The organism is Pseudoalteromonas sp. 20-MNA-CIBAN-0454 (assembly GCF_040308685.1).
Classification (GTDB): domain Bacteria; phylum Pseudomonadota; class Gammaproteobacteria; order Enterobacterales; family Alteromonadaceae; genus Pseudoalteromonas; species Pseudoalteromonas nigrifaciens.
On the sequence record NZ_JBEOOB010000004.1, the window covers coordinates 50,387 to 75,526 of the forward strand.

27 protein-coding genes and 1 pseudogene are annotated in these 25,140 nt (G+C 40.4%); 17 read left to right on the plus strand and 11 right to left on the minus strand.

Translation table 11 applies throughout. From position 1 onward, the window contains the following. Window positions 1-80 precede the first annotated feature (80 nt). On the plus strand, window positions 81-1,070 hold the full coding sequence (locus AAEZ22_RS02885; protein WP_041454657.1) for a DMT family transporter: 990 nt from the start codon (window positions 81-83) through the stop codon (window positions 1,068-1,070). Here the strand turns inward: AAEZ22_RS02885 and AAEZ22_RS02890 are convergent. The 3 genes and pseudogenes from AAEZ22_RS02890 to pdsO all read right to left on the minus strand — a co-directional run. Further along, window positions 1,070-1,558, minus strand: a pseudogene (locus AAEZ22_RS02890) (class GN sortase); the annotation flags it as partial. The gene AAEZ22_RS02885 and the pseudogene AAEZ22_RS02890 overlap by 1 nt on opposite strands. Continuing rightward, on the minus strand, window positions 1,555-3,549 hold the full coding sequence (locus AAEZ22_RS02895; protein WP_352296100.1) for a marine proteobacterial sortase target protein: 1,995 nt from the start codon (window positions 3,547-3,549) through the stop codon (window positions 1,555-1,557). The gene AAEZ22_RS02895 and the pseudogene AAEZ22_RS02890, both read right to left, overlap by 4 nt. 26 nt (window positions 3,550-3,575) lie before the next feature. Continuing rightward, window positions 3,576-4,310, minus strand: a complete 735-nt coding sequence (gene pdsO / locus AAEZ22_RS02900; RefSeq protein ID WP_011327327.1) for a sortase-associated OmpA-like protein PdsO — start codon at window positions 4,308-4,310, stop codon at window positions 3,576-3,578. Between the two features lie 202 nt (window positions 4,311-4,512). Between pdsO and pdsR the strand changes: the two genes are divergently transcribed. The 3 genes from pdsR (at window position 4,513) to AAEZ22_RS02915 (ending at window position 7,652) form a co-directional block, all read left to right on the plus strand. After that, on the plus strand, window positions 4,513-5,202 hold the full coding sequence (pdsR, locus tag AAEZ22_RS02905) for a proteobacterial dedicated sortase system response regulator (RefSeq protein WP_011327326.1): 690 nt from the start codon (window positions 4,513-4,515) through the stop codon (window positions 5,200-5,202). Next, the gene (pdsS, locus tag AAEZ22_RS02910) at window positions 5,202-7,337 is read left to right on the plus strand and encodes a proteobacterial dedicated sortase system histidine kinase (protein ID WP_350627788.1); all 2,136 of its coding nucleotides are present in this window, start codon (window positions 5,202-5,204) and stop codon (window positions 7,335-7,337) included. Before pdsR ends, pdsS begins: the two co-directional genes overlap by 1 nt. Window positions 7,338-7,487: 150 nt before the next feature. Continuing rightward, complete coding sequence (locus AAEZ22_RS02915; RefSeq protein WP_011327324.1) at window positions 7,488-7,652, plus strand: hypothetical protein; 165 nt, start codon at window positions 7,488-7,490, stop codon at window positions 7,650-7,652. Between the two features lie 18 nt (window positions 7,653-7,670). Here AAEZ22_RS02915 and AAEZ22_RS02920 read toward each other — a convergent pair whose 3' ends face one another. Beyond that, window positions 7,671-8,921 carry a multifunctional CCA addition/repair protein gene (locus AAEZ22_RS02920; RefSeq protein WP_197107917.1) on the minus strand — a complete coding sequence of 417 codons (1,251 nt, stop codon included), beginning with the start codon at window positions 8,919-8,921 and terminating at the stop codon, window positions 7,671-7,673. Between the two features lie 142 nt (window positions 8,922-9,063). On the opposite strand from AAEZ22_RS02920, the gene AAEZ22_RS02925 reads away from it, so the two are divergent. Further along, window positions 9,064-9,291 (plus strand): hypothetical protein, encoded by a 228-nt coding sequence (locus AAEZ22_RS02925; protein ID WP_011327322.1) that lies wholly within the window; start codon window positions 9,064-9,066, stop codon window positions 9,289-9,291. 15 nt (window positions 9,292-9,306) lie between these two features. On the opposite strand, the gene AAEZ22_RS02930 is transcribed toward AAEZ22_RS02925, so the two are convergent. The 4 genes from AAEZ22_RS02930 to AAEZ22_RS02945 are packed head-to-tail and all read right to left on the minus strand — an operon-like array spanning window position 9,307 to window position 13,185. After that, window positions 9,307-9,807 (minus strand): DUF1543 domain-containing protein, encoded by a 501-nt coding sequence (locus AAEZ22_RS02930; RefSeq protein WP_011327321.1) that lies wholly within the window; start codon window positions 9,805-9,807, stop codon window positions 9,307-9,309. 24 nt (window positions 9,808-9,831) lie between these two features. Further along, a complete protein-coding gene (locus tag AAEZ22_RS02935) occupies window positions 9,832-11,181 on the minus strand; it encodes a sigma 54-interacting transcriptional regulator (protein WP_011327320.1) in 1,350 nt (449 codons plus the stop codon). A 2-nt stretch (window positions 11,182-11,183) separates the two neighbouring features. After that, complete coding sequence (locus tag AAEZ22_RS02940) at window positions 11,184-11,726, minus strand: hypothetical protein (protein ID WP_011327319.1); 543 nt, start codon at window positions 11,724-11,726, stop codon at window positions 11,184-11,186. Between the two features lies 1 nt (window position 11,727). Continuing rightward, window positions 11,728-13,185: a HAMP domain-containing sensor histidine kinase gene (locus AAEZ22_RS02945; protein WP_350627786.1), complete on the minus strand. Its 1,458-nt coding sequence runs from the start codon at window positions 13,183-13,185 to the stop codon at window positions 11,728-11,730. A 310-nt stretch (window positions 13,186-13,495) separates the two neighbouring features. Between AAEZ22_RS02945 and AAEZ22_RS02950 the strand changes: the two genes are divergently transcribed. The 6 genes from AAEZ22_RS02950 (at window position 13,496) to AAEZ22_RS02975 (ending at window position 17,199) form a co-directional block, all read left to right on the plus strand. Then, window positions 13,496-13,729 (plus strand): EF-hand domain-containing protein, encoded by a 234-nt coding sequence (locus tag AAEZ22_RS02950; RefSeq protein ID WP_011327316.1) that lies wholly within the window; start codon window positions 13,496-13,498, stop codon window positions 13,727-13,729. A gap of 27 nt (window positions 13,730-13,756) precedes the next feature. Further along, on the plus strand, window positions 13,757-13,984 hold the full coding sequence (locus tag AAEZ22_RS02955; protein ID WP_058372653.1) for a hypothetical protein: 228 nt from the start codon (window positions 13,757-13,759) through the stop codon (window positions 13,982-13,984). Window positions 13,985-14,139: 155 nt separating this feature from the next. After that, the gene (locus AAEZ22_RS02960; protein ID WP_011327314.1) at window positions 14,140-14,376 is read left to right on the plus strand and encodes an EF-hand domain-containing protein; all 237 of its coding nucleotides are present in this window, start codon (window positions 14,140-14,142) and stop codon (window positions 14,374-14,376) included. 7 nt (window positions 14,377-14,383) lie between these two features. Continuing rightward, window positions 14,384-14,620 carry an EF-hand domain-containing protein gene (locus AAEZ22_RS02965; RefSeq protein ID WP_011327313.1) on the plus strand — a complete coding sequence of 79 codons (237 nt, stop codon included), beginning with the start codon at window positions 14,384-14,386 and terminating at the stop codon, window positions 14,618-14,620. Between the two features lie 123 nt (window positions 14,621-14,743). Next, window positions 14,744-16,417 carry an amidohydrolase gene (locus tag AAEZ22_RS02970; RefSeq protein WP_089367802.1) on the plus strand — a complete coding sequence of 558 codons (1,674 nt, stop codon included), beginning with the start codon at window positions 14,744-14,746 and terminating at the stop codon, window positions 16,415-16,417. A 113-nt stretch (window positions 16,418-16,530) separates the two neighbouring features. Next, complete coding sequence (locus tag AAEZ22_RS02975) at window positions 16,531-17,199, plus strand: FlgO family outer membrane protein (protein ID WP_011327311.1); 669 nt, start codon at window positions 16,531-16,533, stop codon at window positions 17,197-17,199. 23 nt (window positions 17,200-17,222) lie between these two features. Here AAEZ22_RS02975 and AAEZ22_RS02980 read toward each other — a convergent pair whose 3' ends face one another. After that, window positions 17,223-17,459, minus strand: coding sequence for a YgjV family protein (locus AAEZ22_RS02980; RefSeq protein WP_011327310.1), 237 nt, complete (start codon window positions 17,457-17,459; stop codon window positions 17,223-17,225). A 277-nt stretch (window positions 17,460-17,736) separates the two neighbouring features. Here AAEZ22_RS02980 and AAEZ22_RS02985 point away from each other — a divergent pair, with 277 nt between their 5' ends. Beyond that, entirely contained in the window at window positions 17,737-18,393 is a 657-nt protein-coding gene (locus AAEZ22_RS02985; protein WP_011327309.1) for a Crp/Fnr family transcriptional regulator, read from the plus strand. An 89-nt stretch (window positions 18,394-18,482) separates the two neighbouring features. Here the strand turns inward: AAEZ22_RS02985 and AAEZ22_RS02990 are convergent, their stop codons facing one another. Further along, window positions 18,483-19,049, minus strand: coding sequence for a phosphoribosyltransferase (locus AAEZ22_RS02990; protein WP_011327308.1), 567 nt, complete (start codon window positions 19,047-19,049; stop codon window positions 18,483-18,485). A gap of 187 nt (window positions 19,050-19,236) precedes the next feature. Next, window positions 19,237-20,532 (minus strand): aminopeptidase PepB, encoded by a 1,296-nt coding sequence (pepB, locus tag AAEZ22_RS02995; protein ID WP_350627782.1) that lies wholly within the window; start codon window positions 20,530-20,532, stop codon window positions 19,237-19,239. A 104-nt stretch (window positions 20,533-20,636) separates the two neighbouring features. Here pepB and sfsA point away from each other — a divergent pair, with 104 nt between their 5' ends. The 5 genes from sfsA (at window position 20,637) to folK (ending at window position 25,135) form a co-directional block, all read left to right on the plus strand. Further along, window positions 20,637-21,353 (plus strand): DNA/RNA nuclease SfsA, encoded by a 717-nt coding sequence (sfsA, locus tag AAEZ22_RS03000; protein ID WP_089367800.1) that lies wholly within the window; start codon window positions 20,637-20,639, stop codon window positions 21,351-21,353. Between the two features lie 315 nt (window positions 21,354-21,668). Then, window positions 21,669-22,112, plus strand: a complete 444-nt coding sequence (gene dksA / locus AAEZ22_RS03005; protein ID WP_011327305.1) for an RNA polymerase-binding protein DksA — start codon at window positions 21,669-21,671, stop codon at window positions 22,110-22,112. A gap of 20 nt (window positions 22,113-22,132) precedes the next feature. Continuing rightward, on the plus strand, window positions 22,133-23,029 hold the full coding sequence (gluQRS, locus tag AAEZ22_RS03010; protein WP_350627780.1) for a tRNA glutamyl-Q(34) synthetase GluQRS: 897 nt from the start codon (window positions 22,133-22,135) through the stop codon (window positions 23,027-23,029). A 193-nt stretch (window positions 23,030-23,222) separates the two neighbouring features. Further along, a complete protein-coding gene (gene pcnB / locus AAEZ22_RS03015) occupies window positions 23,223-24,644 on the plus strand; it encodes a polynucleotide adenylyltransferase PcnB (protein WP_080516806.1) in 1,422 nt (473 codons plus the stop codon). A 5-nt stretch (window positions 24,645-24,649) separates the two neighbouring features. Further along, window positions 24,650-25,135 carry a 2-amino-4-hydroxy-6-hydroxymethyldihydropteridine diphosphokinase gene (folK, locus tag AAEZ22_RS03020; RefSeq protein WP_011327302.1) on the plus strand — a complete coding sequence of 162 codons (486 nt, stop codon included), beginning with the start codon at window positions 24,650-24,652 and terminating at the stop codon, window positions 25,133-25,135. Window positions 25,136-25,140: the final 5 nt, after the last annotated feature.

Below are 25,140 nucleotides of genomic sequence, written 5' to 3' on the forward strand. Positions count from 1 at the left end.
ATACCAGCTGGGTATTTTTCAACAAGTAAAATATATTCATGCTAGGATCTGATTTTATTCAATTGTGTAAATTACCTGCTATGCCTGCCAGTTTATGTTTAATTATTGCCACCTTTTTATGGGGTAGTTCCTTTATTGCACTTAAGTATGCCATTGCTATTTACGACCCTGCTTTGGTGATATTTTTACGCATGCTAACCACATTATTTTTATCGCTGTGCTTATGGCGCTATGTAATACGCTTTGAATACAGAGTTGGTGACTGGAAGTATTTAATTGCTATGTCGCTGGCTGAGCCTTGCTTGTACTTTTTATTTGAAGGCCATGCAATGGAATATACCTCGGCATCGCAGGCGGGGGTAATTGTGTCGTGCTTGCCTATTATTATTGCTGTACTGGCTTTTTTTATGCTTAAAGAATACATCAGTAAATCTATTATTATTGGCTTTACTTTTTGTATTGGTGGCAGCATTTTGCTCACTGTGCTTTCACCAAACTCCGATCAAGCGCCTAACCCATTATTAGGTAATTTTTTAGAACTTATGGCCATGGTATGTGCGGCGTTTTATACCGTTTGCATTAAACACTTAGCGAGTCGTTATTCACCGTTAACGCTTATAGCGCTGCAAGGCATTAGTGGCAGTTTATTTTTTGCACCGTTTTTGCTTTTTATCGACCTACCAAGCGAAAATCAACACAATATAACCGCTTTATTAAGTATTTTATATTTAGGCTCGTTTGTTACTTTAGGCGGTTATGGTATGTATAACTACGCTATTAGTAAGGTCTCGGTATTAACCGCAGCGGCTTATTCAAATTTAATTCCTATATTTACGCTGATTCTTTCGGCCATCATTTTAAATGAAGTGCTTAACTTGTGGCAGTGGCTGAGTATATTTGTGGTATTTGTTGGCGTAATGATCAGCCAACGTCATCAAGAATTAGTGGTTGATATCCCCAGCGCCGAGTCGGGCGAGGATATTTCCACCGATCTTACTACCTCCGATATCATATCGGCCGAAACCAATAGCCTAAATTCGGTTCCCGATGCTAACGCGTCAAAAGGGTAGCACGTTAGTAAATACAATTGTGCAGTGTGTAAAAATGTGTTTTCTGACTCATGAATTACCTCGCTGCCGGTTACTTTATAATGCTGCAAGGTGCCATTTTGTAATTGCAGGGTAAACTGCTCTCCCACTTTAACGTGCTGTAAAAAAGCAAAGTGAGTGTCGTTATGCCCTGCAATGAGTGCCCCAGCTTGTTTACTACCAAGCTCTGCTGCGGGTAAAAAGTGGCTGGGCGCAAAGGCTAAATTACGCCCGCTAGCACCTGCTAATACGGTGAGTTTTTCATTATGCGCCGGCCAATTTAATTGTGCGGTTACATAACTATCGGCGTAAAACCATGGCTTAACTTTTGCCTCAGGCGTTTTAAGAGCCTGCTGCCAGGCCTGTTCAATTAGTAATTGCGCCAGCCATGCTTTGCCTTGCATGTAAGCGCCATGACCAAATAACCCCAAACCAAGTATTAATAGCCCCGCGCTTAGCCACTTTTTCATTTAAAACGCCTTACTAGCACAAACCCACTTAACAATAAAATTCCTAATATTATATGTACTTTGCTTTGCCCGTCGGTTTGTGGCAAACGCATTGCCATACCCTGAGGAACTGCGTTAGTAGCATTAGCTGTTTGTTCTGCTATTGGATTAATTTGTGTTTGCTCTATTGCTATAAAAGCCGTAAATGGGCTGAGTAATTGATGAGTAAGCGCCAATTGTTGCACTTCGTCTTTAACTGCATTTTGTGAGTTATAGAGCAGCAACGACTTAATTTTTTGACGAGCCCACAGCTTAGCAATTCCTTTAGCATTTGAGCCTGCTTGTGTGTTTAGGTTAATACTAATAGGCCCTTGTGCAGTTTGCCCGTTTAATATTACATTACTGGTATTATTGAGCTTTATAGCCACCATTATTGGCTCATTAAAATAGAGATCTGGCAGTGGCGAAGGCCAAAAGTCTAGGCTATTACCGTTTTCATCGCTTAGCGCTAAATTAGTAATTGCAGGGTGTGCGAGCTTATCAAATAACTGCTGCATTTTAGGTTGCACCTCGCTAGTGCTGCCTATAAAAGTAAACGAGCCCTTGCCTACATCTGCCGCACGGCGCATAAAAAAGCTATTGGGGGCGCTGCCAATACCAACTGTAAATAAGCGGCTATCGCCTAATTTAGCTTGAATACTTTTAAACAGTGCATCTTCGTTGCTTACGCTACCATCGGTTAAAAATATTACTTGGCGTACAAAACCATCAAACTGCGAACCATCTAAAACGGCATCAAGTGCGCCTTGTATTTCTGTACCGCCGTCGGCTTGTAACCCATATATAAAGCGCTCTGCGCGGCGTAAATTAAAGCCACTTGCAACTAAAGGTTTATCGCTCATTAGGGTTACTACATTATCAAACCCTATAATGTTAAAACTGTCGTTACTGTCTAGCAGCGATAGCGCATAAAACAATGCGTTTTTAGCTTGCTCCATAGACTGCCCATGCATAGAGCCCGAAGTATCGACTACAAATACTGTTTCGCGGGCTAATCGCTGCGTTGTTATAAAGTTATCTGCAGGCGGCATTAGCATAGCGAGCCCGTAGCGCTCGCCATTTTCAAACTGCTCGGTAAAAAATGCAGCTTGGGCTTGCTCTTTTTGCAGTGGTTTAAACTCCAGCACAAAGTCGCGGTTTAGCGCATTTTGCTCATTTAACTCTATTGAGTATTGTCCAAATGCAGTGTTTTGAATATTTACATTATGAAATTTAGAATTTATATCTACCAGCTCTAAACCTACGTCTATATCTAAGTTTAAATTAAACTGACTACTTGGCTTATCGTCATTTTTTTGCGTGCTATAAACTGGGCTTAGCCAACCATGTGGTAGCGAGTTAGTTGGTTTTTGGCTTTCTTTATTTATGTCAATTTCACCTTGGGTTACATGATAACGCGGTGTGATTGTGCCCGGAAAGCGCACTGTAAAGGTGCCGCTGCTGTAATCAATTATTTCTTGATATTCCAGCTCAATAATAACCTGCTCCCCAGGGGCTATATTAGCTACGTTTGTAATAAACATATTAGCGCGTTGCTGGCGTACTAGTGCTGCTTGCTTGCCGGCCTGTTTGGCTTCTGCGTATTTTTTTTCGGCCGCCACTTTTTTATCAATTTGGCCCTTAATTACTCGCTCGCCAATACGCATGGTCATAGCATGTACTGCGCTTTCATCGGGCAGCGGAAACACATAACGCGCATTAACAGCAAACGGGTTTTGGTTTTGATAAGTTTGTTTAACTACAACATGATTTATAAGTCCGGTTAATGTCATATTTGCATCACTTTTTAATATTATTGCAGGGCCTGCTTGTGCGCCGCTGCTATCAAAAAGTTCTAACTTGGGAGAGTGTGCGTGGCTTTTAAAGCTCGCTAACATCACCAGTATACCCAGTGTAAAAAGGCTTACCCATTTAAGGGTAAGCACTTTGCTTGGTTTACTCAAAAAAAACATAAAATCACTCCATCGAAGGCTTTAATTTAATTACTTGCTGTTTGGCTATTTACAGGATTTATTAAACGAGTAGTAAGGGTTACCCGCCGATCAAACGTGTTGTCTTCTACTGTGTTAGTTTTAGCAAGTGTTTGCTGCTCACCAAATGCTTGCGTGCTTAAGCGCGTGTGGCTTACGCCCTGTTTTATTAAATAGCTTTGCACCGCATTTACACGTGCTTTTGAAAGTAAAAGGTTGGCTTGTTCATCACCGCGTTGATCGGCAAACCCACTTAAATCGAGCGCTAACTGTGGCTGGTTTTTTAAAAGCGTAACGAGTTGGTCTAACTGCAATGCAAAATGTGGCGCAATAACACGTGAGCCGGTTTTAAACTGTACTGTCATGGCAAGTAAATTATTAATTTGCGATTGTGTTAACTGCTCATTTTGATTAGCAAGCACTTCGATTTGTTGCTCTAACTGGCTGTTATGGCTAAGCAGGTGTTGGTAGTCGTTGGTTTTTTCTGTCATTACAATTATTGCACGCTGTTGCTGGGCAATTTTGTTATCAGCAACTTTTGCATCGCCTATTAAACCACCAGCAAATGCTCCCACAAAAGCACCAATAGGACCGCCTACTACACCACCTATAATAGCGCCCGCTCCTAAGCCTATTGCGGTTTCGGTGTGCGCTTCTTTTGTAGCCGTATTATTAGAGGTTGATGCTAATGCGGGGCCGCAAAAAACGGCCGCTAGGGTTAGCGCTATTAATGTCTTCTTCATGATTGATCCTTAAACTTACTTTTTAATTTGTGATGTTTTGTTTTGATGGGTGTATTAAAACAAGCTCAAGTGGCAACAAAGGGGAGCAAAAATGGCAAACCACTGAGCAATTGTGGCAAAAAAAAGGCAATTGCCTTTTTAAGCGTACTTAGCTTAAAAACTTCGTTATAGTGCGTTGGTAATAAAGAGGATAAACCCAGAAATGAAAAAAATAGCCATCATTGAAGATGAACCCGCCATTCGCGAAAACTACACTGAAATGCTCAGCGCACAAGGTTATCAGGTAACTGGGTATGCAAACCGTAGTAGCGCAGAAGCGGCGTTTAAAAATGCCCTGCCCGATTTAGCCATTGTTGATATTGGCTTAGGTAATGAAATAGATGGTGGTTTTTTGCTGTGCCAAACATTGCGATCACTGTCTAAAACGCTGCCTATTATTTTTTTAACCGCTCGCGATAGCGAAATAGACACAGTGTGTGGCCTACGTATGGGCGCCGACGATTACCTCACAAAAGATATTAGTTTGGCTCATTTAGCGGCGCGTATTGGTGCGCTATTTCGTCGTATGGAAGCACTTAAACAACCTGCCGACGAAAATGCACTTATAACTCGTGGGCCGTTAACGCTCGATACACAGCGCATGCAGGTGTTTTGGCAACAACTATTAGTTGATTTAACAGTAACCGAATTTTGGATGTTGCACTCCCTCGCACAGCGCCCCGGACATGTTAAAAGCCGTAATGAATTAATGAGTGATGCTAAAATTTATGTAGACGACAGCACCATAACTTCACACGTAAAACGTATTCGTAAAAAGTTTATAGCACTCGATAGTAACTTTGACTGCATAGACACAGTGTATGGCATGGGCTACAGGTGGGAGCAAATTTAATGTTGCGATTTGGCCTACGTAGTAAGTTTATTTTACTTTCTTGCTTTTTATTTTTATTGCCCTGGTTGGGCTACGAATATGTGTGGGAAATGGAAAAGTTTTTACGCCAAGGCCAAGAAAAAACCTTAGTAGGCACTACCCGTGCCCTCGCCACTGCCCTGCATGAACGCCCTGCATTATTTGATCAGCAAACTAGTTTTTTAGATCAAGTTGTAAAGGGCCGCGATCTATACGCGTACAACCTTAAAAATCCTATTCAACTCGATGGTAAGCTCACTGATTGGGAGAGCTATCAGGCATTATTTTGGCAATACGACAAACGCTACTTACAAAAAACCGACAACAAGCATCAAGCCAGCGATCTGTCGTTTGAGCACATGGTAGGAAAGTTTGATAATTACCTTTATGCACTGTTTAAAGTAACTGATAACCAACTCGTTTATCGGCCAAAAAACAGTTTAAGTATTACTAATAACGACCATTTAAAAATTGGCTTAAAAACACCTGATGGGCAGTTTAACCGCTACATTATTGCGCCACGGCAAGATGGCTGGGTAAACGCTTTTAATGCAGATAGCAAAGTACCCTTTACAAAAATTCAGGGCTATTTTAGCAGTACGGCGGCTGGCTACAATATTGAGCTACGCTTTCCTATTAGTATGCTTGGCAATAAGCTTGGCTTTGCCATTGTTGATGTAGATAACAAAGAGCCCTTGTTAGAACCTAAAATAATGTCGACCTCAAACTTAAATAACCCCAGCGATTTAGGTTCAGTACTTGTGCCCTCTCCCGAAATTAATCGTATTTTAAAAGGCATGGGCCACAGTGGCAGCCGTATTTGGGTGGTCGATAAGCATCATAGAGTATTAGCACAATCGGGCTCGATTCATCATGCCGATGGCGTATGGGCTGACGGCCTTGCCAATCAAGCTCCTGAAACTTGGTGGCAACAGTTTGAGCAAAACTACTTGCATCCCCTTTATTATAAAATTTTAACACGCCCCGAAAACGAATTTTTAGATACTCTGCACGACGTAGCAGCTATGCAAGGCAGTCATTTAGCCAAAGCACTAAAAGGCCAGCCTGCATCATCGTGGCGATTAACCCCCGACAGTAAAGCCGTTATTTTATCGGCTGCTTACCCTATTTGGATCCAAGATAAAGTAATTGGCGCGGTAATAGCCGAGGAAACTACCAATGGCGTACGTACACTGCGTAATAAATCGCTCGAAAAATTATTTAACGTTATTTTAGCCGTGATGCTTATTGGCACAGTAACGTTATTCTTTTTTGCCTCTCGAATATCGAGCCGTATTAGGCGTTTGCGCGATACTGCAGAGCAAGCTATAGATGCACAAGGGCGAGTTACTGGCAGTATTAATTACAGCGATGCTAATGACGAAATTGGCGATCTATCACGCAGTTTTGCTAATATAGTCAGCCGCCTTGGTGGCTATACCAACTATTTAGAAAATATGTCGTCGCGGTTATCGCACGAGCTGCGTACACCTGTTGCGGTAGTGCGCTCATCGCTCGAAAACCTACAAATGCAACCACAAAGCGAGCTGAGTCAAAAGTACTTAGATCGCGCCAGTGAAGGCGTTGAACGCTTAGGTAAAATTATTACCACCATGAGCGAAGCCACTCGCTTAGAGCAAAGTATTCAAAGCAATGAGCCTGAGCCATTCGACTTACAAAAAGTAATAAGTGGCTGCATGCAGGGCTACCAGCTTACTTACCCTAAGCAGCTGTTTACACTTGATATATGCCAAACTGCGCTTCCTATGCAAGGCGCACCAGAGTTTATAGCGCAACTGCTCGATAAGTTAATTAATAATGCAATTGAATTTAGCCACGCAGAAAAGCCAATTAGTGTTAGCTTAAAGCAAAACGACAGTGCAGCAATTTTAACCGTAGGGAATTATGGTCCATTATTACCTGTCGGTTTAACTGAGCATATTTTTGATTCTATGGTGTCGGTGCGTAGCCAGCAAATGCAGCAACAGCCACATTTAGGATTAGGACTCTATATTGTAAGGTTGGTGTGCGACTACCATAATGCCAGTGTAACCGCTAAAAACAATCAACAGGGCGATGGCGTAGTGTTTACTGTAAGCCTGCCATTAGTTAAGTAAAAGTGGGTTGTAATTTACTTAACTAATACTCGCCACTGGGTTGGCTTTTTTTGGGTTACAATTTAGTAAGAGTTAAAATGTAACTGTTCACTTTTAATTCAGTGGCAAAACCCTAACCTAGCGCTAATCACCCTAAGCTAAGGTTTAATCATGCACCCATTATTAGAGCAAGAAGAGTTAGATTTTATATTTGAATTATATAGGCCAACAACAAGCACTAAACCTGTAAGCGAGCAGAGCCAAAACCGCAACTATAAAAAAGTAACGCAGCGCCAGTGCAATAAAGATAACAGCACATCAAGTTACTTAATTTAATTACTTTTAATGCCCTACTCACTGTGCCTGTTTTTCTCGTGTTAAAAACGCTTTTACACAGTTTATTTCCGCTTGTTTAACTTCCTCGCCTATTTCTGGGCCTTTTTTGCCGCTGTTAAGTGCAGCTTGTACCACTTGTTTTTTATCTAGCTTTAATAGTTCTGCATGAATAGCACGCAGCTTAGCTGCTTGCGGGTAAGGTTTATCTACGAGTGTTTCGCCGCGCCCTTGTGCATCGCATTGGCATGCTTGAGTAAAAGCAATAAAACGTTGTGGATGAACCAAGGCGTTTAAATTAGTCACAATTAACTTATGAACCGTTTCGGGCCTTAATTGCTCTAATGTATGACAAAGAGTGTGATTATCGCTAGTAAGTACGCCAATATCGCGAAAGCAATTAGGTATTTTTAAACGTTCACAAAACTGTTCAACTACAGCAACCCCATCTCGTTCATGGCCACGTAAATTACCGCGTTTTTTAAAACTGATCGCTTTACCAAAGTCGTGAGTTAATGCAGCAAAACGCGTTGCTAAATCAAAATTCAAATCGGCTGCACGCCTAAGTACTAACATGGTATGCACAAACACATCACCCTCGGGGTGATGTTGTTTAGGTTGCGGCACATTAACCATTTTCTCAAGCTCGGGAAAAATCCCTAAGCCTTGCAACGCTTGAAAATAAAGTTCGGGATGCTTTTCACCCAGGGCTTTTTCGGTCTCTAACCATACTCGCTCTGGCACTAAATGATTAAGCTCGCCTTGCTGCTTAAGCTGTTGCATTAGTGCATAAGTGCTCGGATGTATACGCCACTCGCTGCCAAAACGGGCTAAAAAGCGAGCTATACGCAACACCCGCACTGGGTCTTCTACAAATGCATCTGTTGTATGGCGCAGTATTTTATCTTTAAGGTCTTGTTGGCCGTTAAATGGGTCAATTATATTATCGTTAGCATCGAGCGCCATAGAGTTTATAGTTAAATCACGTCTGGCTAAGTCTTCCTCTAGAGTCACATCTGGGCTGGCATCAACCACAAAACCGGTATAGCCTTTACCACTTTTACGCTCAGTGCGCCCAAGTGCATATTCTTCTTTGGTTTTTGGGTGTAAGTAAACCGGAAAGTCGCTACCTATCGGCACAAAGCCTAGCGCTTCCATTGCCTGTGGCGTTTCGCCAATAACAACATAATCGTTGTCATTTGATGCTCTTTTTAGCAGTAAATCACGCACTGCACCACCAACTAGGTAAACCTGCTCCAATGCTTTATCCACGTAACCTCCAAAAACAAATACCAAAACCGCAATTAATGGTACTAATTATACCCAAAACCATATTAAAAGTCTGAGTAGTTTGACCTACCGCTAACTTGCTCATTACAATAGCGCTTTATTTTTAGCTAAAGTCATAACAACAATGAAAAAGCACTCTGCAAAAAAAGAACTCATGCTACTGCCTATATTACTGGTGGTTATTTTAATGTGTGTGGTGGGGCACTTTTTTATGCAAGCGGATTATCAAGACAGTAACATGATTGAATACATGTTAGCAGCGCTGCCATTTGCAATGTTTGGCTTAGTGGTTGTAGCCTTTAAAATGGCGGCTAAAAGCGAAAAAGAAGAACAAAACGAGCAGGATTCTTAATCCTGCCTTATGTGTTTAAAGTACATGATAACCAAACCAATCAGGTTTTATTTTTTGTGCTTGCCCACTTGGGGTCAGTTTTATACTAAGCTGGCTGTCGAGTAAATCTATTGCAAAGCAATCGTCTACGTCGTGTAAATCATCTTTATGAATATGGCTAAAGCCAGCGAGTAAATCGTTTTTAGCGCGCTGTTTGGCCTCTTGACTACTGCTTGCTACATACAGTGCAAAGTCGTGTTGCTCAGCCATTAAATCGCTTCTGTAGGCGCCTAAGTTTACAAAGTAAAGCTGTTTAGTTTGCTCAACTGGCGTGTCGCTTACTGTAACTTTATAACCATCTATGTGGTTAATTGCCATGTAGCTATCCATATGCACGCTGTTTTTGTCGCCCACCCATTGGCTTTTTAATTTAGTATAGGTTTGCTCAATGTTTTGCCCAACTACAAAACGAATGTCGTGCATTTCTATATGACAGCCCTGAATTCGCCCACCTAAATACACCATGAATAACTGCATGTTTAGTTCCTATAAATTGGTTATTTAAGCTAAATTATCAACATCTATATTGTGCTTTTTAATCAGTTTATAAAAATCTGAACGGTTACGTTTAGCTAGTTTTGCGCCTTCGGCGACATTTCCACCAGCCATTTTAAGGGTGTTTATTACGTAGTCGCGTTCAAATTCTTTTTTAGCGTCGTTTAGCGACAATGGCTCTACATTTTTTTCGTTGCTATTTAATGCACTTAGCACTAAATGCTCTGAAATAACTTCGCTTGGGGTAAGTGCTACAACTTGCTCTACCACGTTTTGAAGTTGGCGAATATTACCTGGCCAGTCGTAACGCACGAGTGCGTGCATGGCGTCGTTGGCAAAGTGTTTTTCGCTTTGCTTCATTCGCTTTGCAATACTGGCGCTAAAGTATTGTGCAAGTAGACTTATATCTTCGCGACGCTCGCACAAAGGAGGGAGTTTTAAATTAACCACGTTTAAGCGGTAGTATAAATCCTCCCTAAACTGCTGATTTATAATCGCTTCGGGGAGGTTTTTATGAGTTGCCGATACAATGCGAACATCTATGGCTATTTCTTCTTGAAAGCCGACTGGACGTATGGTTTTTTCTTGCAATACGCGCAGTAACTTAACTTGTAAATTAAGCGGCATATCACCTATTTCATCTAAAAATAAGGTGCCTCCCTCAGCTTGTTGAAACAGTCCTTGGTGATCTTTTATTGCCCCAGTAAACGAACCTTTTTTATGACCAAATAATTCTGACTCTAGCAGTTCACCCGGTACTGCGCCGCAGTTTATCGCTACAAATGGGCCTTTACTTACATGGCTATGCTGATGAATAGCTTGAGCTAATAACTCTTTACCCGTACCACTGGCTCCCGATATTAATACGTTAACTTGCGTTGGCCCTAGCAGTTTAACTTGCTCTAGCAAATGTAGCATAGCGCCGCTACGGGTAACTATATTGCTAGTGGGTATTATTTCATCGGCATTTACGCCGTGTATTTCTATCGCTTTTGCTAAGCTGTCGAATAACTCGTCTTTATCTATTGGTTTGGTAATAAATGCAAAAATGCCTTGTTTGGTAGCCTCTACCGCATCAGGAATAGAGCCATGCGCTGTCATCATAATAACGGGCAATGCCGGATAGCGGCTTTGCAATTGGCGGTGCAGTGCCATGCCATCCATTTCGTCCATGCGCAGGTCGGTTACTACGGCATCGAACACTTGGCTTTTTAATATTTGTAACGCAATTAGGCCGCTCTCGCAGGTGGTAACCTCGTAGCCTTTTGATTCGATACGAATAGCGAGCAATTTTAATAAGCTGGCATCGTCATCCACTAATAATACTTTTGCACCTTGCGGTTTTATTGCTGGCATAACTACTGCTCCTTAGTTTCTTCGCGTAATAACAGTTGCTGCTCTATGGTTGCTAATGACGAGAGCGTTTGTTGCATTTTATTATTAAGTGCTTGCTGCTCTTTTTTAGCATTTATTTGTAGTGTTACTTGTTGTTTTTGTAGCCATAAATACTGTTTTATATCGTCTGGCCAATAGTAAGCTTGGTCAAGTTTAAGTAACTTACTCATTACCGTATTAGGATCGCTACTAGTGTTTAAACACATAAATTGAAAAAAGTTTTTTAGTTCTTTTTCGCCAACAAAATCTTTGTTATCCGGGGTTAACTTAAAACCACCACATTTATTAGCATGCCAGGCTATTACTTGCTCCGCAGGGGGATACATAGGATCGCTTTTAGGCCGAGGCTTTGGGCTTGGCTGGCTGTTTTTATCGCTCGTTACTTTAGTTTGAGTTTGCGCCACTGGGCTATCAACCACTTGCTGTTGGGGGTTATTAGTTTTGCACCCCGATAAAATGATGGCACTGCCACACACACATAAAATAGCCATTAAACGCGAGGTCATGCTAGTTAACTCCTTGATTTGTTATTATGGGAAGCGTAATTAAAAATCGACAACCTTGGGGTTCATTTTGCTCTATTAATAATTGTCCGTTTAATTGCTCTACTGACTCTTTAACAATAGTTAAGCCTAAGCCACTGCCTTGTAGCGTAACATTTTTGCTATGCTTACCTTGATAAAATGCGCTAAAAACATGTGCTTTTTCGTGCTCTTTAATTCCGCATCCCTCGTCGCTTATCGCCATTTTTAGCTTACTGTGCTCAAAGGTTAACGCTATAGATACTGCCTGCCCGTGTTGTGAAAACTTTAAGCCATTAGAAATTAATTGCACTAAAATCATTTCAATTAACTCCCCAGGTAACGCAAGCGCCTTATTAGGTAAGTTGTTATGCCAAATAAGGGTTTGCTCTCGGGCTGTTAGGCGGTGCTCAAAATGACTATTAATTTTATTAATTAAATGATTAAACTCAACCTCACTTACGCTGTCTTTACTAGTACGAATCGCGTTATAACTAAGTAGGCTGTCAATCATAGTACGAAGGCGCACCATAGACTGGCTAATAAGCTCAAGTACAGCGCGTTGCTCTTTAGTTATAGGGCCAACTATTTCATCGCTGAGCAAGTCGGTGCCCTCGACCATTGAGGCTAGAGGTGTTTTAAGTTCGTGGGTAACGTGGCGTAAAAAGGTGTCTTTTTGCTGCTCAAGTATATGTAACTGAGCTTGCACCCATTGTAATTTATTACCTAATTCAACTAGCTCTGCTGAGCCTTGCACGGCTATTTTTTGTTGCCAGTCACCTTGCCCTAATTTACCAATAATTTTAGTCAAGCTTTTTAAGCGGCCACTTATACGCCACAAAAAACCGCCTCCTACTAAGAGTGTTAGCGGAATTAGCGCCACCAGCCAGTTAATAAATGAAGTTTGTAACTGCGCTATTTCTTTTTGATTATTAGTAATTTGGGTTTCGCTTTTATCGCGTAACCATAAGGTAAGTTCGGCGAGTAAATCGCTAATAGGTAAAAACAAGGCTACCTGCTGTTGTTTTTGTTCAACAAGTTGAGTGTGTGCTAGTTGCAGAGTATTCGTTAAACGCTGCCATTGTGCGGTGTGACTTTTACTGGGCGCTATACGTGTAAGATCTTCAATACTTTGTAGCGATGCTTGCCACTTATCAACTATGAGCGTATCGAGTGACTCACTTTTTAGTACCCAATTTTGCCGAGTAGCGCGCTCTAAACTATTGAGTTCTTGTTTTAAAATATTAAACGATTTAGTTACTTGGTAGTTATTACTAACAATTTGCTGAGTTACAGCTAACTGCTTATTAAGCGCATTTAAAAATACAATAACCACTAACGATAAGGGTAATAACGACAGCAGCATACTCATTACAAACTGGCTAATTAAATTAGGGCGCCAATTAAGTATTGCTTTGTATTTTTCAGCCATCGCTGCTGGCATTGCATCCATCCTTTAGTAACTTTAAACAGCCTATTATTAAGCGTTTAAGTTATACACTAGCTGAATCAATTTATATATCTGTTATTCGTACTGTAAAGCCGCCTGTTGCCAAACAGCAACAACTCAACTCTTTGATTTGTATTGCTTCTTTATTTATAAGCCAAATTTCGTTGCAAAAAACACACAGATACCTGTAAAACTTGCTTAACCTATAACACCAAAAACCATAAGCAACTGAATTTAAAAGATAAAAATAATTGGCATCGTTTTTGTAATAGTTAATCTAAGTTTATCTTATAAGGAAATGACCATGAGTAATCGCTTTTTAATTATTATGCCAATCGTTGCGCTAGGCTTTTTGAGCGCTAACGCGCTGGCAATGGATGTACAAGCTACTTTTAATGAACTTGATAAAGACAGTAACGGTACTCTCAGCGAAGCTGAAGCTGGTGAGGACGCCGTACTTCATGAAAACTTTTCACAAATAGATACTGATCAAAATGGTCAGCTGTCGCTAGATGAGTTTAAACAGTTTATTAAGTAACTAACCTAGTAACCAAAGGAGTTTTTTATGAAACAGCTTATAGCCGCATTTTCGTTACTGTTTTTAGTTATTAGTGCTACTGCCCTGGCTTCATCGTTTAATGCTCGTTTTGCTTTTTTAGATAAAAATATGGATGGAAAAATATCTATTACCGAAGCCAAAAAAGATAAAGAAGTAATGAAACAGTTTTCTGATTTAGATGTAAATAACGATGAAATGATCTCTAAAAAAGAGTTTGAGGCGTTTAAGCCTTAAGTTTAAATTCAAGTTTGGTCTTGTAAAATTAACTAAAAGTATTTGCTATAACCCCTGAGGGAGTGTGTAAATGGATTTAATGTTGGGCGTTAAATTATGGCAAGTACTTTATTTTATTACGAATGACATTAAAATGAGCTTTGCGAAGGAGCACCATGAAGATACGCGCTTGTTTAGTTAGTTGCTTATTATTACTAAGCTTTAATTCATTAGCACTTGATGTAAAGCAACGTTTTGATCACCTTGATACAGATCAAAGCGGCTATTTAATTCACCATGAGCTTGAGGCTCAACCGCACTTACTAAACAACTTTAGCAAATGGGATAAAAACCAAGATAATAAAATTTCATTGGTTGAATTTAAAAATTATCTTACGAATAACCTCTACTGAGTAATTTATGAAAAATATAAGCTATATAGCGCTCGTTGCGCTTAGTATTTGTAGCACACCAAGCTTTGCCAGCAGCAATAACATTGCCAAGCAATTTGAAAAATTTGATCGTAACCAAAACGGCTTATTAAGCCGAGCAGAAACAGCCAGTGACCCTGCCCTATGGTCTCGTTTTGCAAGTTACGATAAAGACAAAGACGGCCACCTTTCTTTAAGCGAATTTACACTTTATGCAAGTCAGTAATTAATTTACCAATAAATTAACTGGCTTACTCTGCACAAATAACAATCCAACCACCTCAAGTGGTTGGTATTATAAAAGTGAGTTTGTTATGTTAAAGCCATTAACAATAAAAATAAGCTCACTATGCCACTCAAAAAAATAATCAAACCATTGCTACTCGCTTGCCTTTGCGCAGGCTCAAGCCTTGCGGTTGCGCAAACTAAAGTTATTTACAACGCCAACGGCTACACACCTTTGTACAAAGGTGAAGTGCAGCAGTTTTCTACTTTAGTTATAAAAAACGGTAAAGTAGTTAAACTTGGCGGCGATACGCTAAAAAATAGCTTTCCTGATGCCAAGCTTATTGACGCTCATGGCAATACGCTATTACCGGGTTTAATTGACGCACACGGTCACATTATTGGTTTAGGTAATAACCTGTCACAATTAGATTTACGCGGTGCGCTTTCTATTGATGAAGTTACTAATAAACTCAAGGTATTTGCAAATAACAAACAAGGTTGGATTATTGGCCGTGGCTGGAATCAAGAGCTGTGGCAAAAAAAGCAGTTTCCTACCGCTGCCGATTTAGACAAAGTAGTGAGCGATCGCCCTATTGTACTATCGAGAATTGATGGCCACGCTATTTGGGTAAATAGCAAAGCCCTAGAGCTTGCGGGCATTACTGCAAACACCCAATCGCCAGAAGGCGGCGAAATTATTAAAGACGAATTTGGCAATCCTACTGGTATATTTGTAGATAAAGCAGAATCGTTAATTAAACAATTTATGCCAAAACCATCAAAACAAACTCTTAGTGACTCTTTAGATGCTGCCGGTAATCATTTATTAAGTTTAGGGATTACCTCAACCCATGATGCGGGTATAGATAAAACCACTTGGGAATTATACAAAGAACGCGGTGAACTAGGCAATTTACCACTGCGTATTGTGGCAATGCTCAGTGGCGCGAGTCCTGATTTAAAAACCATGTTAAAAGCAGGTCGATACCAAGATGCCAACGACTTTATGTCTATTCGCAGCGTTAAGGTTTATGCTGATGGCGCATTAGGTTCGCGTGGCGCGGCGCTAATTGAGGATTATGCCGATAGAAAAAACCACCATGGCTTAATGCTCGAAACCCAGCAAAAACTAGAAGAGTTATTTACGCTTAGTTTTAAAAGCGGTTTTAGTGCCAACACCCATGCAATTGGCGACAAAGCTAACCACGTTGTATTAGATGCTTATAAAAATGTATTTAAAGCAACCGGCGGAATTTTACTACGTAACCGTATGGAGCATGCACAAATAGTAACGCTTGATGATATTAAGCGCTTTAAAACATTAAAAATTATTCCTTCAATGCAACCAGTGCATGCCACCTCTGATATGCACATGGCAGAGCAACGCTTAAGCGAAAAGCAATTAGCGGGTGCTTATGCATGGCAAACCTTTTTAAAACAAGGGTCAGTGATTGCAGCAGGATCTGACTACCCAATAGAATTGGCAAATCCTTTTGATGGCTTGTATGCAACAATTACTCGTATGGATCACAACCAACAACCAACCCAGGGCTGGCGCGCTAGCGAAGTATTAAGCCGTGAAGACGCACTGCGTGCTTTTACCCTAGGCGGCGCTTATGCAGCGCATCAAGAGTTTAAAGTGGGTAGTTTAGAGCAAGGAAAGTGGGCCGACTTTATTTTAATAGATAAAGATTATTTTAAAGCCCCGGTTGATGAACTATATAAAATAAACGTATTACAAACATGGATTGCAGGCAAACTTCGTTACGAAAAAGAGGCTGTGACTGCGCAATAAACTGAATACAAACTGAAAATAACAAATTAATGATAAAATTTAATTAAAGTAATCAAAAAGTGTGTCGATAAAGTGGGGTATTTAAAAATCCCCTTATGTTTCAGGAAGAAAACATGTTATCTAAAAAAATATCTCTTACTTTATCGGCACTTTTTACCCTTTCACTTTCAGCTTGTTCTAGTCACCCTGTTTACAATGGTCACGCTCCTCATAATGACTATTCTCATAACAAAAGGCACGTTCAAAATGACTCGCCTCGCGTGAGTAACTGGCAGTTTCCAGAAAAAAATTACCGCCCAATAAATAGCAGTAAATTACTTAGTAATTACACCGAACAATTAGCCATGAAGCTAATTGAAAATATGAATTACATAAATAGTAATACCCCTATTGCCATTACTTCTTTTGTAAATTTAGATGATAACCTACAAACAACTAATATTTTTGGAAACCATTTAGCTGAGAGCTTTATTACTGAACTACAAGAGTTTGGATTATCTGTTGTAGATTACAAACACACAGGTACTGTACATGTAACCCCAAATGGCGACTTTTCATTTAGTCGTAATGGTCGAGAAATTAAAGGCTACCCGCATATTGAATACACTTTAACTGGCACACTTACTTATACCAATCGCGGTGTTATTGTAAACGCACGTATTATTGGCGCTAAGTCAAAGGTAGTGGTGTCTTCGGCTAAAGGATTTGTGCCTAGTTTTGTGGTTGAGTCGTTATATCCCACTCGCCGCGTTGACGGCATAGCGCTTGACGCAATCTTATAAAAACCAAAAAGGATTAGCTTAGGCTAATCCTTTTTAGGCTCTGGCTGTTTATTACGGTATAATTTAATAATATGATACGCGTTTACAAACGCGAGTAAGCCGTTAGTAAAGGCAACGGGTACTGCACCAATAGCTAAGCCATAAATAGTAAAGGCGATACACCCAAATAAATTATACCAACGCAGCTTTACCACGTCGGTCATTGTTAACGATGCAACCAGTAAAGCAGATGCTATATAACCTAAATATTCCCAACTCAATTGTTCTCTCCTAGGCTTTAGGTTAGCATTGCATATTAAACTTTAGTACATTGAATCTGTACAGCAACGTAACAGCTAAATAAAAGTTAACCTATAAATGGCTTAAAACTCTGTTGGTTATCAGCAGCTATACTGCTCAAATAATTAGTCCAACAGTGCCAGCCCATTATATTAGCAGCACCTGATATGTTAATTAATTTAACATAATTTCTTAGAGCTTTGATGCTATCGCCATTAAGGTGCAATAAATAGGACAATTGTCCGAAGAGTATGATTGATGTTTCAATACCATTTTTCCAGTTATCTTGTTGAACAACTACTTACCTTTGCCGGTAGTAGTTATCAGCAATCAAAAAAAGAAATATTAATACAACAAGACCAACCTTTAACTAAGTTGGTACTTGTGCGCAGCGGAACTGTGTCGTTTAGTTACGATGTAGGTAACGGACGACGCCTGCTGCTTGGTCAACTCGATTGCAATAACACCCTCATTGGTGAAATAGAAGCGCTCAATAATAACCCCTGTATTTATACAGTAACCTGTTTTAGCGATGTAACTTATAATTTAATTGAGTTAAAGCATTGGCGTGCGTTATTACTTGAAAAACCTGAGCTGAGTTTATACACAGCACAAACTATAGCGGCTAAATTTCAAGAAAATCAAAAAATAAACCTAGATAAATTATTACTGCCACTGAGCTATAACATAGCTAAAGACTGCCTACTAAGAGCCGAGAACAACAACCCTACACTGCTGCGTGCATACCCTACGGTAAATGCCGAAGCAGAACGTTTTGCAACCACTGAGCGCGCTTACAGGCGCGTTGTAACAGAACTCGTAGAAAAAAGCTTAGTACAAAGAAGTACCCAAGGTTTATTAGCAGTAGATATACCGCGCCTAAGCCAATATGTAGATAGCTTTGCGCAATTGTAATTTATTACATCAGGTTACATAGGTTGAAACGTTAAGTTTTATCCATAAAAAAAGGCCTTAATGGCCTTTTTTTTATTTATGCAGGTTGATTATTTTTCTAGCAAAATGTCATGTATTTTTGCTAGGTCTGATTTGCCAGCAATAATTTCATCCGGTGTTAAACCCGATAACTCATGCGGAAACACTAGCCATTCTTCAGACTCATGAATATAGTAATCTGGCTTCATGTCTACTTTAGAGTTTTTAGGCTTGTAGTAAGGGCATGCAATACGAATATCGCGCGGTAAGTTTAAACGCATTAGCTCTGAAAGCTTTTCTTTTAATGCAAAAATACTGCGGCCAGAGTCAAACACATCATCAACAATGAGTAATGAGTCACCTGCATTAGCATTTTCTACAATGTAGTGTAAACCGTGTACTTTTATCTCTTTAGATTGCTTTCCAATGCCATAATAAGACGATGTACGTACCGCAATGTGATCGGTTTCAATGCCTTTGTAATCGTAAAATTCTTGCACTGCAATACCTATGGGTGCACCACCTCGCCAAATACCAATAATGAAATCTGGACGAAAGCCATCATTATACACTTGCGCTGCTACGCGAAATGAATCTTCAAGTAATTGTTGAGCCGTGATATAGCACTTATCTGACATAGTTAGGATCCCAGTGGTGAGTACAACATTTGAGCGCAGCTTAGATTAAAGCTGTAAATGAAACGTTCAAACATCTAAGGCGAGGGATTTTACCGTAATTTAAATCAAAATGCTTGTTTGCAGCACAAAAAAAATAGGCACCAAACGGTGCCTATTATAATTTTTTAATAAACTAACTCTGCAAATATTACGCTTTTTCTAACAAGGTGCGAGCAACAGTACGCATGCCTTGTGTGGTAGCGCCTGCAGCCCATTGGTTAGTGCTGCTCATATTAAATGCAGCTGCCAGATCAATATGCACCCAGCCTTTGCCATCATTTGCTACAAAGCGCGATAAGAAACCAGCCGCATTTGATGCACCACCATAACCACCGCCTTTTTGCGCACGGCTGTTAGCTGTATCGGCATAAGCCGATGGGCAGTTTTGCTGATGCCACTTTTCAAGTGGTAATGGCCACGCTGCTTCCATTTCTTGAGAAGCAAAGTCTTCAACTTCACGTACTAGCTCTTTATCAAGTGCAAACAAAGCATTGTACTCTTGGCCAACAGCAACTAGCGCAGCGCCGGTTAGTGTTGCAGCATCAATAATTAATGGCGCACCACTCTCACCTGCGGCCATTAAGCCGTCAGCTAATACTAAACGCCCTTCAGCATCAGTATTTACAATTTCAACTGTAGTGCCATTTTTATACGTTAAAATGTCACCTAATTTATAAGCATGGCCAGAAATTAAGTTTTCTGCACAGCATAAAAACAGCTTAATACGTTTTTCAATACCGCGATTAATAGCCAGTGCCAAACCAGCCGTTACTGTAGCAGCACCGCCCATATCGCACTTCATGCCTAGCATACCTTCGCTTGACTTAATTGAGTAACCGCCTGAGTCAAACGTAATCCCTTTACCTACAAGCGCAGCGCTTACTGGCGCATTTGCGTCGCCTGTTGGGTTGTAATCAAGCTCAAGTAAAACTGGCGGGCGAACACTACCACGGCCAACAGCATGAATACCGATCCACTGTTGCTCTAATAATGCATCGCCTTTAATAATTTGGTAGCTCACATGCTCAGGCGCTAACGATTGAATAAATTCAGCGGCTTTTTCAGCAAGGCTTTCTGGGTAAATGTCATCGGCAGTACCGTTAACCATTTCGCGAGCCCAAATAGCTGAGGTTTTTAAGTTACCTAGCTCTTTAATATCTGACTGTGCGTTGTCAACAAAGGTAACGCCATTTAACGATTTAGGCGTTACAAACCCTTGATAAAACGCCCACTGGCTTTCGGTACACCAAGTATCGCCAGTTAGTTCAACAGCTTTTACGCCTTGAGTAGCAATAGTACGCGCTGCTTTTTGAACATTTTTTAATGTTTCTTGCTCAGATAAATGAACGGTTGCCCCGTGTTCATTATAAGATAACGACGCGTTTTCGCCCCAATGGCTTGGTGCTGACTGCTCGCTTAGTTGAACAACAAATTTTTCACTCATGTTAGAATATCCTTGCACTTAAATGTGCCACCGAGTTTACTATAGAGCGCTTGAGTTCCCAACAGCTTGAGATAAATAACATAAATTACGCTACGGAAGTTATTATGAAGTACCAACCTGCCCTGCAATCAGCCACCTTATTAAAACGCTATAAACGTTTTTTAGCTGATTTACAGCTCAGTGATGGCTCAGAGTTTACCGCCCATTGTGCCAATACAGGTAAAATGACTGGCTGCGCTGAACCCGGTTTTAATGCTTTTTACTCCACCAGTACTAATAGCAAACGCAAATACCCGCAATCGTTAGAGCTCACCCAAAATAGCTTATCGCAACTTATTTGCGTTAATACCGCAGTGGCAAATAAAGTGGTTGCTGAAGCTATAAATGCCAATCTTATTAGTGAGCTGAGCAATTATGAGCAATTACAAAGCGAAGTTAAATATGGCAACGAAAACAGCCGTATCGACTTTTTACTAACCAGCGATGAGCGTCCTAATTGCTACGTTGAAGTTAAATCGGTAACGCTATTAAGCCAAGATAACCCCCGCAGTGGCCAAGGCTACTTTCCTGATGCACCAACTCTGCGCGGGCAAAAACATATTCGCGAATTAATAGAGATGGTAGAGCAAGGTCATCGTGCAGTATTGCTTTTTGCTGTACTGCACCAGGGAATAAACCAGGTAAGCGCTGCTGCTCATATAGACAATAAATATGCACAGTTACTAAATGAGGCAATTAACCAAGGCGTTGAGGTATTAGCATATAAAGCAGATATTTCTACCAACGAAATCATCTTAAAAGAGAAGCTCCCTTTTATATAATCATCATTTAATACAAAGTGTTGTAATTAGGTTTTGGTAAATACAAATATAAAGCAGCGGTAATGGGCTAAATATATAAAGTAAACTTTAAGTAACACCTTGTTTTTTAAATTTTAGCCCACATATATAGGCAAGTTTAGAAACCGATAGTGCGATTAAAAAAAGTACAAATATTACTTATCATACTTTTAAATCAATAAACGTGGTTACAGCTAATTCGATTAATTAAAAATAAATTTGCCTAGGGTATGAGATTCTGTTATTTATACCGCCGGCTAATGCTGAGGCATTAAATTAAGGATTTAGGAGAGAGTTATGCCAAACCAAAATAGATTAGGATTATTGGCTCAAGCCGGTTTAGAACCATACCAAGAAAAACCAGGTGAAGAGTATATGAATGAAGCACAACGTGTTCATTTTAAAACAATTTTAGAAACTTGGCGTAACGATTTACGCAACGAAGTTGATCGTACTAAATCGTATATGCAAGATGAAGCTGCTAACTTTCCTGATCCAGTTGACCGTGCTGCGCAAGAAGAAGAGTTCTCTTTAGAACTGCGTACTCGTGACCGCGAACGTAAACTGATCAAAAAAATTGAAAAAACAATCAACTTAATTAAAGAAGATGATTTTGGTTTTTGTGAGTCTTGTGGTATCGAAATTGGTATTCGCCGCTTAGAAGCGCGCCCGACTGCTGATTTATGCGTAGACTGTAAAACACTTGCAGAAATTAAAGAAAAGCAATCTGGACGTGGCTAATTAACTTATATTAATTAGTTATGTTTACTACAGCCGTTATTACGCCAACGCGTAAATACTGCGGTCGCTTTGCACCGTCTCCTTCTGGGCCATTACATTTTGGCTCATTAGTAGCGGCTGTAGGTAGCTATCTTGATGCTAAAGCTAACCTAGGGAAATGGTTAGTTCGCATCGAAGATATAGACACCACTCGCGTTGTAAAAGGCGCCGACACCGACATTCTAAATACCTTACAAGCCTATTCTCTGCACTGGGATGAAAACGTCGTTTATCAAACACAACGTTTAGATTTATACCAAGATGTTGTTAATTCTTTACACAATAAAAACCTTATTTATGCCTGTAGTTGCTCGCGCAAACAAATTAAAGCTATTGGCGGAATTTACCAAGGTCATTGTAAAAACCTGCACCAAGATATAACCCACAGTGCCCTGCGCCTTAGCCAAAGCTTTGCCACCAACCAATTTAACGATTTAATTCAAGGCGACATAAACGTTAATAACGCCTTTGCTGCTGAAGATTACATAATAAAGCGCAGCGATGGTTTATTTGCCTACCAGCTTGTCGTGGTAATTGACGATATAGACCAAGGGATCACGCGCATTGTTAGAGGGGCTGACCTAATTGAGCCTACCGTTCGTCAGATCAGTTTGTTTAAACAACTTAATAGCCCAGTCCCCCAATTTGCTCATTTACCCTTAGCGGTTGCAAAGCCAGGCTTTAAGCTCTCAAAGCAAAATTATGCGCCAGCAATTTGTAAGCAAAACCCTAAACCGGTACTTATCGATGTGTTCGCGTTTTTAGGCCTAGCAGTCCATAACCAGCTTATGGACTTAAATATTGAGCAACTACTTGCATGGGGGGTAAATAACTTTAGCTTAAATCAAGTGCCAAACCTTGCTGAAATTCAAATTTAGCAGTCCACAACTCCCCGCGCGCAATAATTTAGACCTTGAAGTAAATAAAAATCGCTAAAAATGGCTTAATTTCAGTGCAGCAACTTAATTTTTAAACCTTGCTGGTATATGATAGCCGCCTAAATATATGCTATTTACATTAATCAGCCAGTAATAGGTTATAACACCTACATTTGCTGTAATTTTGATTGCAATGGCAAGTCAATCAACACCTTCTAGGAGACAGACTATTATTTCCAAGCTTTTTCAATTTTGTCGACAAATAATCGGCCCAAATGCCAGTGCCGAAAACACGGCAATAAGCAGCGAACCGCTAGTGATCTCACGAGGTGAACATGGTATTTCTCGTAAACAATTTAGCCCAAATGCAATCAAAGTTTTATACCGTTTAAAAGACGGTGGTTTTGACGCCTACCTAGTTGGTGGTTGTATTCGCGATGTATTGTTAGGTCAACAGCCAAAAGATTTTGACGTGGTAACAAATGCCACGCCAGAACAAGTTAAAAAGTTATTTAGAAACTGTCGTTTAATTGGCCGCCGCTTTCGTTTAGCTCACATTGTATTTGGTCGTGAAATAATAGAAGTAGCTACCATGCGCGGGCACCACGAAGCGCCAGAGGACAAAAACCAAATAAGCCAATCGAGTGAGCAAGGACAATTGCTACGCGACAACGTATTTGGCAGTATTGAGGAAGACGCAGAACGCCGTGACTTTTCAATCAATGCACTTTATTACTCAATTAACGATTTTTGTATTTACGATTACGCCAATGGTTTAGCCGCAATAAAAGCTAAACAAATTGAGCTAATTGGCGATCCAGAAACGCGTTACCGTGAAGATCCGGTGCGCATGCTACGTGCGGTACGCTTTGCCACTAAGCTAGATATGAAAATTGCACCAAACAGCGAAAAGCCGATGACTGCTTTAGCAAGTTTGCTAGATAACATTCCACCGGCGCGTTTGTTTGAAGAAATACTCAAACTGTTTTTAAACGGCAAAGCACAAGCTAACTACTTAATGCTGCGCAAATACGGCCTATTTAACTCACTGTTTCCAGAGCTAAACCGTATTTTAGATAATAACCCGGGCGGGCTTGAAGCCACTTTTATTGAAAACATGTTTAAAAATACAGACGATCGTATTAACGCAGATAAAAAAGTAACCCCTGCGTATGTATTTGCTGCGCTACTTTGGTTTCCGCTATTAGAGCGCACTAAAACAGTACAAAATGAAGAGCAGCTCTCTGAATACGATGCATTTTCGCAAGCAATTAATAGTGTACTTAGCGATAACGCCCAGCACATAGCTGTTCCTAAACGCTTTACTTTAGGCGCACGCGACATTTGGCATATACAGCATCGTTTAGATAAACGTGCCGGCCAACGTGCATACAGATTAACGCAGCAACCTCGCTTTAAAGCCGCATACGACTTTTTATTAATGCGTGTAGAGGCAGGCGAAACACAACATAGCGAGCTTGCTCAGTGGTGGACACAATATTTGAGCCTAGATATTAATGGCCAAAAAGAAATGGTAAGAACCTTGGGTCAGCCTGCGGGGCCAAAACCACGCAGACGCGCTCGCCGTCGTACACCTAAAAAGCCAACAGAGTAACTTCTATGCACTGTGTTTATTTAGGTTTGGGTGCCAATTTAAACTCACCAAAAAAGCAGCTTGATAACGCTATTGCCGCGCTTAAAAAGCTGCCAGATTGTGAATTTATAAGTGTTTCGCATTACTATGCGAGTAAGCCCATGGGCCCACAAGACCAACCTGACTATATTAACGCCGTTGCCTGCATAAACACTACGCTTAGCCCTGAAAAGCTGCTTGATTTAACCCAAGCAATTGAGCTTGAGCATGGCCGTGTTAGAAAAGCCGAGCGTTGGGGGCCACGTACTTTAGATATAGATATGTTATTGTTTGACGCACAAACAATTAATACCGAGCGCCTTATAGTGCCTCATTATGGTTTAACTGAACGTGAGTTTGTTGTGTATCCACTGCTAGAACTTGCGCCAAAACTTATTTTACCCAGCGGCATTGCACTACACACTATTGCAAATACATTACCGCTTAACAATTTACAACAATTACCACAGTAATTAAC

Excerpts from the sequence above, each read along its gene's own strand:
- AAEZ22_RS02885 (WP_041454657.1), top strand. The coding sequence starts at position 81 with ATGCCTGCCAGTTTATGTTTAATTATTGCCACCTTTTTATGGGGTAGT.
- AAEZ22_RS02895 (WP_352296100.1), bottom strand. The coding sequence starts at position 3,549 with ATGTTTTTTTTGAGTAAACCAAGCAAAGTGCTTACCCTTAAATGGGTA.
- pdsO (WP_011327327.1), bottom strand. The coding sequence starts at position 4,310 with ATGAAGAAGACATTAATAGCGCTAACCCTAGCGGCCGTTTTTTGCGGC.
- pdsR (WP_011327326.1), top strand. The coding sequence starts at position 4,513 with ATGAAAAAAATAGCCATCATTGAAGATGAACCCGCCATTCGCGAAAAC.
- pdsS (WP_350627788.1), top strand. The coding sequence starts at position 5,202 with ATGTTGCGATTTGGCCTACGTAGTAAGTTTATTTTACTTTCTTGCTTT.
- AAEZ22_RS02915 (WP_011327324.1), top strand. The coding sequence starts at position 7,488 with ATGCACCCATTATTAGAGCAAGAAGAGTTAGATTTTATATTTGAATTA.
- AAEZ22_RS02925 (WP_011327322.1), top strand. The coding sequence starts at position 9,064 with ATGAAAAAGCACTCTGCAAAAAAAGAACTCATGCTACTGCCTATATTA.
- AAEZ22_RS02930 (WP_011327321.1), bottom strand. The coding sequence starts at position 9,807 with ATGCAGTTATTCATGGTGTATTTAGGTGGGCGAATTCAGGGCTGTCAT.
- AAEZ22_RS02935 (WP_011327320.1), bottom strand. The coding sequence starts at position 11,181 with ATGCCAGCAATAAAACCGCAAGGTGCAAAAGTATTATTAGTGGATGAC.
- AAEZ22_RS02940 (WP_011327319.1), bottom strand. The coding sequence starts at position 11,726 with ATGACCTCGCGTTTAATGGCTATTTTATGTGTGTGTGGCAGTGCCATC.
- AAEZ22_RS02945 (WP_350627786.1), bottom strand. The coding sequence starts at position 13,185 with ATGCCAGCAGCGATGGCTGAAAAATACAAAGCAATACTTAATTGGCGC.
- AAEZ22_RS02950 (WP_011327316.1), top strand. The coding sequence starts at position 13,496 with ATGAGTAATCGCTTTTTAATTATTATGCCAATCGTTGCGCTAGGCTTT.
- AAEZ22_RS02955 (WP_058372653.1), top strand. The coding sequence starts at position 13,757 with ATGAAACAGCTTATAGCCGCATTTTCGTTACTGTTTTTAGTTATTAGT.
- AAEZ22_RS02960 (WP_011327314.1), top strand. The coding sequence starts at position 14,140 with ATGAAGATACGCGCTTGTTTAGTTAGTTGCTTATTATTACTAAGCTTT.
- AAEZ22_RS02965 (WP_011327313.1), top strand. The coding sequence starts at position 14,384 with ATGAAAAATATAAGCTATATAGCGCTCGTTGCGCTTAGTATTTGTAGC.
- AAEZ22_RS02970 (WP_089367802.1), top strand. The coding sequence starts at position 14,744 with ATGCCACTCAAAAAAATAATCAAACCATTGCTACTCGCTTGCCTTTGC.
- AAEZ22_RS02975 (WP_011327311.1), top strand. The coding sequence starts at position 16,531 with ATGTTATCTAAAAAAATATCTCTTACTTTATCGGCACTTTTTACCCTT.
- AAEZ22_RS02985 (WP_011327309.1), top strand. The coding sequence starts at position 17,737 with ATGTTTCAATACCATTTTTCCAGTTATCTTGTTGAACAACTACTTACC.
- AAEZ22_RS02990 (WP_011327308.1), bottom strand. The coding sequence starts at position 19,049 with ATGTCAGATAAGTGCTATATCACGGCTCAACAATTACTTGAAGATTCA.
- pepB (WP_350627782.1), bottom strand. The coding sequence starts at position 20,532 with ATGAGTGAAAAATTTGTTGTTCAACTAAGCGAGCAGTCAGCACCAAGC.
- sfsA (WP_089367800.1), top strand. The coding sequence starts at position 20,637 with ATGAAGTACCAACCTGCCCTGCAATCAGCCACCTTATTAAAACGCTAT.
- dksA (WP_011327305.1), top strand. The coding sequence starts at position 21,669 with ATGCCAAACCAAAATAGATTAGGATTATTGGCTCAAGCCGGTTTAGAA.
- gluQRS (WP_350627780.1), top strand. The coding sequence starts at position 22,133 with ATGTTTACTACAGCCGTTATTACGCCAACGCGTAAATACTGCGGTCGC.
- pcnB (WP_080516806.1), top strand. The coding sequence starts at position 23,223 with ATGGCAAGTCAATCAACACCTTCTAGGAGACAGACTATTATTTCCAAG.
- folK (WP_011327302.1), top strand. The coding sequence starts at position 24,650 with ATGCACTGTGTTTATTTAGGTTTGGGTGCCAATTTAAACTCACCAAAA.